Below are 12,139 nucleotides of genomic sequence, written 5' to 3' on the forward strand. Positions count from 1 at the left end.
TCAGTTTGTGACCTGACCGAGGCCCGCTGTGCGACACCTGTGAGTTCGCTGATTCTCATTCCCCGCTCAGTGAAGCCTCAGGGCCGCCCCAGACAGCGCCCCGATCGTCATGGTCATGAACGAAACGAACGCGGAAGGCGTCCGCCGCCGGTCGGTCGAGATCGTGGTGCCGGTGTACAACGAGGCACACGTCCTCGCCGACGGCATCGGCCGTCTCCACGCATACCTCGAAGACTCCTTCCCGTTCCCGTTCCGCATCACGATCGCGGACAACGCGAGCACGGACGCCACCTGGACGGTGGCGACCGGCCTGACCCTGCGCCTGCCGCACGTCCACGCACAGCGGCTGGAGCAGAAGGGCCGGGGCCGCGCCCTGAAGCACGTGTGGAGCCGGTCCACGGCCGACGTCGTCGCCTGCATGGACGTCGACCTCTCCACCGGGCTCGACGGCTTTCTGCCCCTGGTCGCGCCCCTCCTCTCCGGCCACAGCGACCTCGCCGTCGGCAGCCGGCTGCACCGGCAGTCGGCGGTGGTGCGCGGCCCGAAGCGGGAGTTCATCTCTCGCTGCTACAACCTGCTCCTCAAGGCAGGCCTCGGCGCCTTCCCCCACTCTCGGCTGCGCTCGAGCGGCGGGACCCCCACCTCGGACGCGCAGTGCGGCTTCAAGGCCGTGCGCACCGAGGTGTTCCGCGCCCTCGCCCCGCGCATCGAGGACACCGCCCGGTTCTTCGACACCGAACTGCTGGTGCTGGCCCGGCGCAACGAACTCCGCGTCCACGAGGTCCCGGTCGACCGGGTCGGCGACCCCGACAGCCGGGTCGACATCGTCCGCACCGCCCTCGACGACCTCAAGGGCATGGCCCGCATGCTCCGGGCCACCGTCACCGGCCGTACCCGCGTCCACGCCGTACCCCGCCGCACCACCGTCCCCCAGAACGTCACGCCCCTGCCCGCCGGGGCAGCCACCGCCGTCGAGCCCATGGAGTACGCGTCATGACGACCCTCGCCCCGCCTCCCGCCCCGGTCCAGGACGGCCGGCACCGGGCCGCCGCCCCGCCGGTCTCCCGCGCCAGAAGGCTGTTCCTGGGCGCCCCCGACGACCCGCGCTGGGCCCGCCCGGCCCTGTGGGCGATCCTGCTCCTGGCCACCGCCCTGTACGCCTGGAACCTCACCTCCGTCACCGGCAACACCTTCTACGACGCCGCGGTCTACTCCGGCACCAAGAGCTGGAAGGCGTTCTTCTTCGGCGCCCTGGACGCCGGCAGCTTCATCACCGTCGACAAACCCCCCTTCGCCCTCTGGGTGATGGGCTTGTCGGCCCGCGTCCTCGGGTACGGCACCTGGCAGTTGATGCTGCCGATGGTCGCCGTCGGCGTCGGCTCGGTGGCGTTGCTGTACCGGCTGGTGAAGCGGGACTTCGGGGTCGTGGCGGCCACGGTCGCCGCCCTCGTCCTGACTCTCACGCCGATCACCGTCGCCATCAACCGCGACACCAACCCCGACCCGGTCCTGGTCTTCCTGATGCTCCTGGGCGCGGCCGCCCTGCTGAAGGCGGTGCGTACCGGCAAGCTGCTGCCCCTCGTCTGGTCGGCGGTCGCGATCGGCTTCGCGTTCAACACCAAGATGATGCAGGCGTACGTCGTGCTGCCCGCGTTCTTCCTGGTCTACCTGTGGGCCACGAACGCGTCGTTGGGCAGGCGCCTCCGCAACCTCGCCGTCGCCACGGCCGCGTTGGTGGTCAGCAGCTCCTGGTGGATGGTGGTCGTCGACCTGATCCCGGCCTCGGACCGGCCGTACATCGGTGGCTCCACCGACAACACCGTGTGGGACCTGGTCATCGGCTACAACGGCTTCGGCCGGATCTTCGGGGCGAGCTCCTCGGTCGGCTCGCAGGGCAACGGCGCGAGCTTCGGTGGCAGTTCGGGCCTGTACCGGATGTTCAACGACATCATGGGCGGCCAGATCTCCTGGCTGATCCCGTTCGCCGCGGTCGCCCTCGTCGGCGGACTCGTGCTGCGCGGCCGGGCGCCGCGCACCGACGCCGAACGGGCCGCGCTGGTGCTGTGGGGCGGCTGGTTCGTCCTGCACTTCCTGACCTTCTCCCTCGCCGAGGGCACCTTCCACCCGTACTACGTCACCGCCATGGCGCCGGGGATCGCCGCCCTGGCCGGCGCGGGCGGGGTCATGCTGTACAAGGCCTTCCGGGAGGGCTCGGCGGCGAGGTGGGGCTGGGTTCTCCCGGCCGCCGTCGGCGCGAGCACCGTCTGGGCGGTCGTGCTGCTCCAGCGGGTCTCCGGTTCCGGCACGGTGTACACGGTCGCCGAGGTGGTGGTCGCGCTGGGCGGTGCGGTGGCGGTGGCCGGACTGCTGATCGGGCGGTTCATGAAGCGGCAGCGGCTGATGGGCCTCGCGGCGGTGGCGGCGGTCGTCGCCCTGCTGGCCGGCCCGGCCGCCTACTCCGTCTCGGCGGCCACCAGCGCGAGCACCAACGGCACCAACCCGACGGCCGGGCCCGGCACCGGTGGCGGCATGGGAGGCGGCGGTGGCCAGCGTCCGAGCGGCAGCGCGCCCGGCGGGAACGCCCCGAGCGGCTCCGGGAGCTCCACGAGCTCCGGTGGCCAGACGATGGGCGAGCCCCCGACCGGCGGCAACTCCTCGTCGAGCACGTCCTCGTCGTCCTCGTCGTCCTCGTCGAAGACCGCCGCCGGCGGTCAGACGGGTGGCGGCATGGGCGGCGGCCAGGTCAGCTCAGCGATGATCACGTACCTGGAGAAGCACCAGGACGGCGCCACCTGGCTGGTGGCGGTGGCCACCGACCAGACGGCCTCCTCGATCATCCTGGAGTCCGGTCAGCCCGTCATCTCCATGGGCGGCTGGTCCGGCAGCGACAACGCGATGACCCTCGCCAGGCTCAAGAGCCTGGTGGAGTCCGGCAAGCTGCACTACGTCGTCGTCAGCAGCGACGGCGGCCAGGGCACGAACTCCGCGATCGCGACCTGGGTGAAGAAGCACGGCACGGCCGTGAGCGCGTACAGCGGCCTGTACCGCCTGGACGCCTCCGACGCCGGCTGATCCCCACCCCGGAAAAGAAGGCGGGCCGCCAGGAGCGGCCCGCCTTCTCGTGTCGTACCCGGGGTCACGCGGCGACCGGCAGCCCCGGCGTCCGCAGCACGGCCCGGTCCGTGTCCACCACGAACACCTCGCAGCCCGGGCGGCTCGCCGCCCACGCGGCGCCGTCCGTGCCCATCGCGAAGGCGGCCGTCGCCACGGAGTCGGCCTCCGTCAGCGTCGGCGCGACCACGGTGACGCTGAGCAGGCCGGTGGCCGGGCGGCCGGTGCGGCCGTCGACGATGTGGTCGCCGCGCTCGTAGCGCCCGGAGGTGGCCACCGCCCCGTCCGTGATCTCCAGCACCAGGCACAGCTGGTCTGCCTGCTCGGGGTGGCGTACCCCGACCCGCCAGGGCCCGCCGGCCGCGACCACGTCTCCCCCGGCGTTCAGGCAGAACCGCTTCGCCCCGGCCGCCGACAGCAGTTCCGCCGCCCGCTGCACCGACCAGCCCTTGACCACCGCGCACGGGTCGAGCCCCCGCCCCGGCAGCCGTACGTCGAACGCGCCCCCGGTCGCCAGCCGGTACTCCTCGCACAGCGCGAGCACCTCGGCGAGGTCCGGGCTCACCTCGGACTCGGCGAGCTCACCCCGGTCCAGGCGGGAGACCTCGCTGTCCGGCCTGAAGGGGCTGAACCGCGCGTCGACCCCGCGCAGCCACGCGAAGGCGGCGTCCACGGCCTGCGCGAAATCCCCCTCGTCGTCGATGCGGAGCGAGACCGGGAAGCCCATGACGTGTTCGACTCGGTTCATGATCAGCCCTTCGCGTCGATCGCGGCCTGGAGGGACTCCTTGTAGCCGTCACTGGTGATCGTCGCGCCGGACACGGTGTCGATGTCCGCGCTCTGTGCCTTCAGTGTCTCAGCGATGAGCACCGGCACCGCGGCCGTCGTCTGCGGATGGTTCGGCTGCTGGAGCATCTTCACCGCGGAGATCCTGTCGCCGGAGAAGGTCACCTGGACCTGGACGGGACCCTTGTCCGTGTCGACGGTCGTGCCCTTGACGACCGTGCCCGAAGCGGTGGACGAGGTGGCCGACGGGGTGGTGGCGGGCTCGGCGGTGGTGGACGTCGTACCGCCGATGGACGGCTCGTAGCGCCAGACGGGGATCAGGCCCGCGATGCTCAGGGCGACGACGGATATGGCTCGCTTCACGGTGTCTCTCTCATCCCGCCAGGCTGAAACGCTCGAAGTGGATCTGCGCCTTGGGCACGCCCAGGTCTCCCAGGGTGCGCAGCACCGCGTTCATCATCGGCGGCGGCCCGCACAGGAAAACGTCCCGGTCGGCGATGTCCGGGACCAGCCGGCTCAGCTCGCGCGGGGCCAGCTTGTCGGGGACGGGCGGGCCGGTGACCAGGTGGAGTTCGGCGCCCTTGGCGACGGCGAGGTCGCGCAGCTCGTCGTAGAGGACGGCGTCCCGGTCGGTGGCGACGCGGTAGATGACGACCGCGTGGCCTTCGAGGTCCTCCAGGAGGGCGCGGATCGGGGTGACGCCGACGCCGCCCGCGATGAGCAGGGACTCGGGCTTCTGCCGGTGCAGGGTGGTGAAGGCGCCGTAGGGGCCCTCGGCGAAGACCCGGGTGCCGGCCTTCATGTGCCGCAGGCCGGCGCTGCCGTCACCGGCCGCCTTGGCGGTCAGGCGCAGGGTGCGGCCGTCGGGTGCGGCGGAGAGGGAGAAGGGGTTGGCCTGCCACCAGCGGTCCTTGGTGAGGAAGCGCCAGAGGAAGAACTGACCGGCCTGTGCGCCCAGCTTGTCGAGGTCACGCCCTGTGACGTACACCGAGACGACGTTGTCCGACTCGGGGACGACGGCGGATACCCGGAACTGGTGGCGGTGGTTGCGCCACAGCGGCAGGACCAGGCGGCCCAGGGCCACCGCGCCGAGCGCCACGCCCCACACCGCGTACCAGTACGCCTTCGCGGCGGACGACGCCGTGAAGGTCGTACCGACCGCGACCTGGTGGCTGAAGGCGAGCACCACGGCCACGTAGGTGTACAGGTGGATGAAGTGCCAGGTCTCGTAGGCGAGCCGGCGGCGGGCGTAGCGGGCCGAGACGGCGCCGACCACGATGATGATGCCCAGCGCGACCACGGCCCGGAGCACGCCTTCCGTCGTCTCCGCGAGGTCGACCAGCTCGCCGACCGGGCCGACGCCCGCGCCGTCGGCGTAGCCGAAGCTGATGAAGACGGCGTGCGCGAGCAGCGTCCAGAGCAGGGCGAAGCCGGTCCAGCGGTGCCAGGAGGTCAGCCGGTCCATGCCGATCCGGCGGTCCAGCCAGGGCAGCCGGGCCACCAGCACCAGCTGGAAGGCCATGACGAGGGCACCGTAGAGGCCGAAGAAGCGGCCGATGACGATCAGCGCGTTGGAGGCGAAGCCGGCCTGGGCGAAGAAGCAGGCGACCACGGCCGCGTTCGCGGCGAGCACGGCGTACAGGCCCGTGCGGGCCACCACCCTGGGGCGTATCGCCGTGGGGGGCGCAGGGGGCGATTGGACGGTCGTCACGGGTGGGCAGCTCCTTGATCGGGTCCTGGGAGTCGAGCTTCACCCGTGGCTGCTGTCGTTTTCCTGTCGGACGACTTTCAACTGCTTATCGATGTCTTTTCTGTGTGAGACGGGGTCTGGCGCACCCGACCCGGTGGCGCAGTATGAGCGGGTGGAAAAAGTACGACTCCTCGTCGTGGACGACGACCCGCCGATCGCCGACCTGGTCGCGACGGTCGCGCGGTACGAGGGCTGGGACGCGGTCACCGCGTATTCCGGTGAGGACGCGCTGGCCAGGGCCGCCGACTTTCGGCCGGACATCGTCGTGCTCGACCTGATGCTGCCCGACCTCGACGGCTTCGGGGTGCTCGACCGGCTGCGGCACTCCGGGACGATGGTGCCGGTGGTGTTCCTCACGGCCCGCGACGGGGTCGCCGACCGGGTCGCGGGACTGACCCGCGGCGGGGACGACTACCTGGTCAAGCCGTTCGCGGTGGAGGAGCTGATGGCCCGGCTGCGTACGGTGCTGCGGCGCAGCGCGGGTCCCGGCTTCCAGCGCTCGGTGCTCCGGGTCGCCGACCTGACGATGGACGAGGACACCCGCGAGGTCCGCCGCGGCGACCGGCTGCTCTCCCTCACCCCCACCGAGTTCGAGGTGCTGCGCTACCTGATGCGCAAGTCGCCGACCGTGCTCACCAAGGCGCAGATCCTGGACCACGTGTGGGAGTACGGCTTCGGCGGCCGGTCGAACGTCGTCGAGCTGGTGGTCAGCCGGCTGCGCCGGAAGATGGACGAGGCCGGCGGCGAGCCGCTGATCCACACCGTGCGCGGCTTCGGGTACGTCATACGGCAGCAGGCGGGCGAGTGACAGGCCGGCTGCTGCGCTCGTACCGGAGCATGCGCCTGGGCACCCGCCTCGCGCTGGGGCTGGGGGCGCTGGCCCTGGTGGTGTTCGCGGTCGTCGGCACGGCCCTGACGACCTATATGCGGGACTACCTCTCGGCCCAGCTCGACGACCAGCTCGGGCTCGCCCAGACCGCCCAGTCGAAGAGCATCGAGCAGAACGGCACCCTCCAGGGCAAGAAGTACTACCGCTGGTACTACGCCGTGTACGACGTCTCGAACGGCACCCCGGTGCTGCGCAAGCCCGAGGAGACCACCGACCTGCCCGCGGACATCGCCGACCTCACCTCGGTGGCGAAGGCCCAGGTCGCCGCGGGCACCGAGGTGCTGCGCACCAAGGACCTGACCGGGGAGGGCGAGTACCGGCTGCGCGGGTGCGAGGTGGAGCCGGGGGTGGTGCTGGTCAGCGGGGCGCCGATGGACAGCATCGACGACACGGTACGACAGCTGGTCACGGTCCAGGTGGTGGCCTTCGGGCTGGCCCTGCTGGCGCTGGTGGTGTTCGGCCGCCGGCTGCTGCGCAACGGCCTGGAGCCGCTGAGCGACATGGCACACACCGCGCACGGCATCGCCTCGCACAACCTGACGGAGTCGGCGGCCCGGCTGCCGCTGCGCGCGGCCAAGCGGGGCGGCGGACCGGAGGTCGAGGAGCTGCGCACCGCGTTCAACACGATGCTCGAACACATCGACCACTCCCTCGCCGTCCGCGCCGAGGCCGAGCAGCGGCTGCGCCGGTTCGTCGCGGACGCCTCGCACGAGCTGCGCACGCCGCTGATGTCGGTGCGCGGCTACGCCGACCTCTTCCAGTACGCGGCCGCCAACCACCCCGAGGAGCGCGACAGGCACCTGGCCCGGCTGCGCGCCGAGGCGGCCCGGATGGGCGTCCTCCTCGACGACCTGCTGCTGCTCGCCCGCCTGGACGCGGCCGAGGTGGAGGCTCCGCTGCGGCTGGAGGACACCGATCTGACCGAGCTGGTGCGGGAGGCGGCCGACGCCTTCCGCGCGGCCCACACCGACCACCCCCTGACAGTGACCACGGGCCCGGACCCGGTGCCGCTCCGCCTCGACCCGGTCCGGATCCGCCAGGTCCTGGACAACCTCCTCACCAACGCGGCCGTCCACACGCCCGCCGGCACCCCCGTGTCCGTGACGGTCGCCGTCACCGCCGGCTCGGCTTCGGTGACCGTCACCGACCACGGCCCCGGCATCCCGCCCGCCGACCGGGCCCGGGTCTTCGACCGCTTCTACCGTGTCGACAAGGCCCGCAGCCGCGACCGCGGCGGCAGCGGCCTCGGCCTCTCGGTGGCCCGGGCGCTGGTGGAGGCGCACGGCGGGACCATCGCACTGGGCGAAGGCCCCACCGCCACCACGGTGTTCACCCTGACGCTGCCGAGGAAGCCGGCGGGTTCGGCAGCGCCCCGCAAGGGGGCGCTGGGGGTACCCCCGGCCGAAGGCTGGGGGAGGAACTGCGCGACCAGCCACGACGGCGCCACAGCCGACTGACGGCAGATCGCGGTACCTCCAGCGGAGCGCTCAGCCCCCCGCCTCCTCCACGGAGCTGAGCCCGCCCTGCCGGGGGTGCGGACGCGCCGCCAGTACCGCGACGTCGTCCTCGGCGTGCCGGGCGTCCAGGCGGGTGAGGATGGACTCCAGCAGGCCGTCGACGTCGACGGCGGGGGCGAAGTGCAGTTCGGCGAGGCGGTGCAGGGAGCGGTCGATGTCCTCACCGCGGTGTTCCACCAGGCCGTCCGTGAAGAGCACCAGCGCCTCGTCGGGTTCGAGCTGGTGGGTGGCCGACTCGTAGCCGCCGAAACCGGTGCCCAGGGGAGGCCCGACGGGGACCCGCAGGAGTGCGGTGCGGCCTCCCCTGGTGATCAGCGCGGGCGGCAGATGGCCGGCGCTGGCCAGGGTGACCTGCCCGCGGCCGGGGTCGACGCGTACGAGCAGGCAGGTGGCGGGCCTTCGGTCCGCCTCGTTGGCGGCGATGTCGTCCATCTGCCGCAGCACCCGGTGCGGCGGCAGCTCGGAGGAGGCGATGTAGCGCAGTGAGGAGCGGTACGCGTTCATGTCGACGGCCGCCTCCAGGCCGTGGCCCATCACGTCGCCGACGACGAGCAGCGTGCGCCCGAAGTGCAGCCGTACGGTCTCGCACCAGTCGCCGCCGACCAGCACCCGCCCGCCGGCCGGGAGGTAGCGGATCGACACGTCCAGGTTCGGGTGCGGCCGGCCCGGCTCGGAGAGCAGGGCGCGTTGCAGGTCACCGGCGGTGCGGTTGACCTCGTCGTACTCGCGGGCGTGCCGGATGTGGGAGGCGGCGCGTTCGGCGAGGAGGGCGAGCAGTTCGGCCTCCGCTCGGGCGAACGGCGTCCCCTCGCGGGCGCAGACCAGGACGCCGTACTGGTCGGAGCCGCTGGTCAGGGGCGCGCACAGGGCCGGGCGCGAGTGGCTGCCCGGTGGGCGGGACAGCCACGGGTCCGCCCAGTTGTCGGCGGCCGGGGTGCCGGCGTCCCGGGCGACCGCGGTGGCCCAGCGGGCGTCGGGCAGCAGATCGGCGTCGCCGGTGATCGACTCGTAGCCGGAGACGGTGTCGCCGACCCGCCGCATCACGGCCGCGCTGCCGCCGGCCAGCCGTACCGCCGCCCGGGTCAGCTCCGTACAGGTGGTGGACTCGTCCAGGCTGGTGCCGATGCCGGCCGCGGCCGTGCGCAACGCCCGGAGGGGCGCGGCGGGGTCGGCGCCCGCCACGAGCCCGTCCGGTCCGCCCAGGCCGTCGGCGGACGCGAGTCCCCTACGGGACTGGAACCATCGCGCGACACCCGACACCTTCACAGAATCTCAAACAGCGCCGCTCCGGGCACCAGCCGTCTGTGCCAGGAGCCCCGGGAGACGCTTCACCGAGGTCGCGGGCGCGAGTGCCGCGGCCGTCGGCCCACGGGCCCGTCCGCAGACGGGCCCGGCCGGACTCAGCTCTCGTCGGCGGTCAGCCGGAGCGAGATCGAGTTGATGCAGTACCGCTGGTCGGTCGGGGTCGCGTACCCCTCACCCTCAAACACGTGCCCGAGATGCGAGCCGCAGCGCGCGCAGCGCACCTCGGTGCGGACCATCCCGTGGGTGCGGTCCTCGACCAGTTCGACCGCGTCGGTGTCCTTCGGGTCGTAGAAGCTCGGCCAGCCGCAGTGGGACTCGAACTTCGTGTCGGAGGTGAACAGCTCGGCACCGCAGGCGCGACAGGAGTACACGCCCTTGGTCTTGGTGTCGGTGTACTCACCCCTGAAGGCCGGCTCGGTCGCCGCCTGACGCAGCACGGCGTACTCGGCCGGCGACAGCTCCGCCCGCCACTGCTCGTCCGGCTTCTCGACGTCGTACGACATGACTCTCAGCCCCTCACTTCGCCAGGCGTTCCAGGATCCTCGGGCCCAGGTCCGTCACGTCGCCCGCGCCCATGGTGAGAACCAGATCACCGGGCTTCGTCATTCCCGCGACCACGGCGGGGACCTCGTCCTTGTCGTGCACGGCCGTGACGTCGGCACCGGCCGCCCGCGCCGCCTCGATGATCAGCTCGCTGGTGACCCCGGGGATCGGGTCCTCACGGGCCGGGTAGATGTCGAGGACCACCGACGCGTCCGCGAGGGCCAGCGCGTCGCCCATCTCCTTGCCCAGCTCCTGGGTGCGGGAGAAGAGGTGCGGCTGGAAGACGACCAGGATCCGGGCGTCCCCGGCGGCGGCGCGCATGGCCTCCAGGTCGGCGGTCATCTCGGTCGGGTGGTGGGCGTAGGAGTCGATCACCTGGACGCCGGCCGCCTCGCCCTTGAGCTGGAGGCGCCGCTTCACGCCGGTGTACGCGGCGAGGGCGGGCGCGAGCTCGGCGGCGGGGACCCCCAGGGCCACGCCCGCGGCCAGCGCGGCGACCGCGTTGTGCGCGTAGTGCCGGCCGGGGACCGACACCGTGAACGTCAGCTCGGTGCCGTCCAGCAGGACGGTGACCTCGCTCTTCAGGCCCTGCGGTACGACGGAGAGCACCCGGACGTCGGCGTCCGCGGCCTCGCCGTACGTCACCGTCCGGACCTTTCCGGCCACCCGCCGGGTCAGCTCGCGCGCCCCCTCGTGGTCGGCGTTGACCACCAGCGTGCCGCCGGGCACGATCCGGCCGGCGAAGGTCTCGAAGGACTCGTAGATCTCGTCCATCGAGGCGTAGTTGGCGTGGTGGTCGAGCTCCACGTTGAGGACGATGGCGACCTCGGGCGCGTACTTGTGGAAGCTGCGGTCGGATTCGTCCGCCTCGGCGACGAAGATCTCGCCCTCGCCGTGCAGGGCGTTGGAGCCGGGTGCGTCGAGGTCGCCGCCGATGGCGTACGAGGGGCTGCGGCCCAGCGCGGTCAGGGACACCGCGAGCATGGACGTGGTGGTGGTCTTGCCGTGCGTGCCGGCGACCGCGATCGGACGCAGGCCGTCCATCAGCGCGGCGAGGGCGTCCGAGCGGTGCACCACCGGGACACCCAGCTCGGCCGCGCGGGCCAGTTCGGGGTTGTCCTTCCGGATCGCCGACGACACGACGACACAGCTGGCGTCGTCGGCGAGATGACCGGCCGCGTGCCCGATGTGCACGGTGACGCCGAGCGCCCGCAGCGCCCCGGCCGTCTCCGACTCCTTGGCGTCACTCCCGGCCACCTGGGCCCCGCGCTGGGCGAGGATCTTGGCGATCCCCGACATCCCGGCGCCGCCGATCCCGATGAAGTGCGGACGCTCCATGGCGGAAGGAAGGCCGGGTGCCATGTATTTCTCCCAGAGACGGTGACGTGCGAAAGCCTGCCTAGCCTATGTGCTCGGACATCCGGCGCCCTGCAAGGGGCGCGAGCATCAGCGCCCCGAAAGGGGCACGGGGCCGTATCGAATTGCGGCTACCGCCGCATGGGCGCGACCAGCGACACCTCACAGCCGACGCGAGAACAGCGCCCCGAAAGGGGCACGGGGCCGTATCGAATTGCGGCTACCGCCGCATGGGCGCGACCAGCGACACCTCACAGCCGACACGAGAGAACAGCGCCCCGATAGGGGCGCGGGGAACTGCGCGACCAGCCCCCACGCACCCGCACCCGCCCACGCACCGCACCCCCACGGCGCCTACGCCTTGCTGTGCGAGAACAGCTTCAGCACCGGCACCCCCACCTTGTGCCGCGCCCGCGACGCCCAGTCCCGGTGGAAGAACTCCTCCACATAGTGCGGATCGGTCAGCACGATCACCTCGTCCGCGCCCACCTCTTCCACGAGCTTCCGCAGCGCGTCCAGCGGGTGGTCCTCGACCATCCGCCCCTCCGCGCTGCTGCCCGCCGCCCGCAGGGCCGTCAGGGACACGTCCAGCGCCTGCTCGGCAGGGCCCTTCGCCGCATCCCCCTCCGGCGTCTCCCGCTCGCGCGTGGCCTCGTCGAGTTCGCCGAGCGCGATGTCGTCGATGGCCCGCAGCAGGCGGTCCGCCTGGTCGCCGCGCGGCTGGAGCAGCACGTGGAAGGCGACCTGCTCGTCCCCGTGCAAGGTGGTGACGAACTCCACGTCGGCGGACGTCAGGGCCTTCTCGATCATCAGAACGCTTGTGAACACCAGGCGCCTCTTCTCCCTAGAGGGTCGCTCGACCCTCTGTCCTCCGTGGGGCCG

The 12,139-nt window shown here is 72.2% G+C and carries 11 protein-coding genes; 4 read left to right on the forward strand and 7 right to left on the reverse strand.

Features of this window, described 5'->3' with window-relative positions; all coding sequences use genetic code 11:
• Positions 1-115 precede the first annotated feature (115 nt).
• Together ACZ4UV_RS40905 and ACZ4UV_RS40910 are read left to right on the forward strand one after the other, a co-directional pair.
• Entirely contained in the window at positions 116-997 is an 882-nt protein-coding gene (locus ACZ4UV_RS40905; RefSeq protein WP_451021819.1) for a glycosyltransferase, read from the forward strand.
• A complete protein-coding gene (locus tag ACZ4UV_RS40910) occupies positions 994-3,072 on the forward strand; it encodes an ArnT family glycosyltransferase (protein ID WP_467845082.1) in 2,079 nt (692 codons plus the stop codon). Before ACZ4UV_RS40905 ends, ACZ4UV_RS40910 begins: the two co-directional genes overlap by 4 nt.
• 64 nt (positions 3,073-3,136) lie before the next feature.
• Here ACZ4UV_RS40910 and ACZ4UV_RS40915 read toward each other — a convergent pair whose 3' ends face one another.
• The 3 genes from ACZ4UV_RS40915 to ACZ4UV_RS40925 are packed head-to-tail and all read right to left on the reverse strand — an operon-like array spanning position 3,137 to position 5,608.
• Positions 3,137-3,859 (reverse strand): FAD:protein FMN transferase, encoded by a 723-nt coding sequence (locus ACZ4UV_RS40915; protein ID WP_467845085.1) that lies wholly within the window; start codon positions 3,857-3,859, stop codon positions 3,137-3,139.
• A 2-nt stretch (positions 3,860-3,861) separates the two neighbouring features.
• A complete protein-coding gene (locus ACZ4UV_RS40920) occupies positions 3,862-4,260 on the reverse strand; it encodes an FMN-binding protein (RefSeq protein WP_467845087.1) in 399 nt (132 codons plus the stop codon).
• A gap of 10 nt (positions 4,261-4,270) precedes the next feature.
• Positions 4,271-5,608 (reverse strand): ferredoxin reductase family protein, encoded by a 1,338-nt coding sequence (locus ACZ4UV_RS40925; RefSeq protein ID WP_467845089.1) that lies wholly within the window; start codon positions 5,606-5,608, stop codon positions 4,271-4,273.
• Between the two features lie 91 nt (positions 5,609-5,699).
• Here ACZ4UV_RS40925 and ACZ4UV_RS40930 point away from each other — a divergent pair, with 91 nt between their 5' ends.
• Entirely contained in the window at positions 5,700-6,455 is a 756-nt protein-coding gene (locus tag ACZ4UV_RS40930) for a response regulator transcription factor (RefSeq protein WP_451021824.1), read from the forward strand.
• Positions 6,452-7,993 carry a sensor histidine kinase gene (locus ACZ4UV_RS40935; RefSeq protein ID WP_467845092.1) on the forward strand — a complete coding sequence of 514 codons (1,542 nt, stop codon included), beginning with the start codon at positions 6,452-6,454 and terminating at the stop codon, positions 7,991-7,993. The genes ACZ4UV_RS40930 and ACZ4UV_RS40935 overlap by 4 nt, the downstream gene beginning before the upstream one ends.
• 30 nt (positions 7,994-8,023) lie before the next feature.
• On the opposite strand, the gene ACZ4UV_RS40940 is transcribed toward ACZ4UV_RS40935, so the two are convergent.
• From ACZ4UV_RS40940 to ACZ4UV_RS40955, 4 genes are all read right to left on the reverse strand, one after another.
• The gene (locus ACZ4UV_RS40940; protein ID WP_451017823.1) at positions 8,024-9,313 is read right to left on the reverse strand and encodes a PP2C family protein-serine/threonine phosphatase; all 1,290 of its coding nucleotides are present in this window, start codon (positions 9,311-9,313) and stop codon (positions 8,024-8,026) included.
• A gap of 140 nt (positions 9,314-9,453) precedes the next feature.
• Complete coding sequence (gene msrB, locus ACZ4UV_RS40945; protein WP_451017822.1) at positions 9,454-9,861, reverse strand: peptide-methionine (R)-S-oxide reductase MsrB; 408 nt, start codon at positions 9,859-9,861, stop codon at positions 9,454-9,456.
• 13 nt (positions 9,862-9,874) lie between these two features.
• A complete protein-coding gene (murC, locus tag ACZ4UV_RS40950) occupies positions 9,875-11,263 on the reverse strand; it encodes a UDP-N-acetylmuramate--L-alanine ligase (protein ID WP_451017821.1) in 1,389 nt (462 codons plus the stop codon).
• 348 nt (positions 11,264-11,611) lie between these two features.
• Positions 11,612-12,085, reverse strand: a complete 474-nt coding sequence (locus ACZ4UV_RS40955; protein ID WP_390034879.1) for an indole-3-glycerol phosphate synthase — start codon at positions 12,083-12,085, stop codon at positions 11,612-11,614.
• Positions 12,086-12,139 lie beyond the last annotated feature (54 nt).

This window comes from Streptomyces sp. NPDC028289 (genome assembly GCF_055565975.1).

Coding starts and splice junctions, on each gene's coding strand:
- ACZ4UV_RS40905 (WP_451021819.1), top strand. CDS start 116: ATGAACGAAACGAACGCGGAAGGCGTCCGCCGCCGGTCGGTCGAGATC.
- ACZ4UV_RS40910 (WP_467845082.1), top strand. CDS start 994: ATGACGACCCTCGCCCCGCCTCCCGCCCCGGTCCAGGACGGCCGGCAC.
- murC (WP_451017821.1), bottom strand. CDS start 11,263: ATGGCACCCGGCCTTCCTTCCGCCATGGAGCGTCCGCACTTCATCGGG.
- ACZ4UV_RS40930 (WP_451021824.1), top strand. CDS start 5,700: ATGTCTTTTCTGTGTGAGACGGGGTCTGGCGCACCCGACCCGGTGGCG.
- ACZ4UV_RS40915 (WP_467845085.1), bottom strand. CDS start 3,859: ATGAACCGAGTCGAACACGTCATGGGCTTCCCGGTCTCGCTCCGCATC.
- msrB (WP_451017822.1), bottom strand. CDS start 9,861: ATGTCGTACGACGTCGAGAAGCCGGACGAGCAGTGGCGGGCGGAGCTG.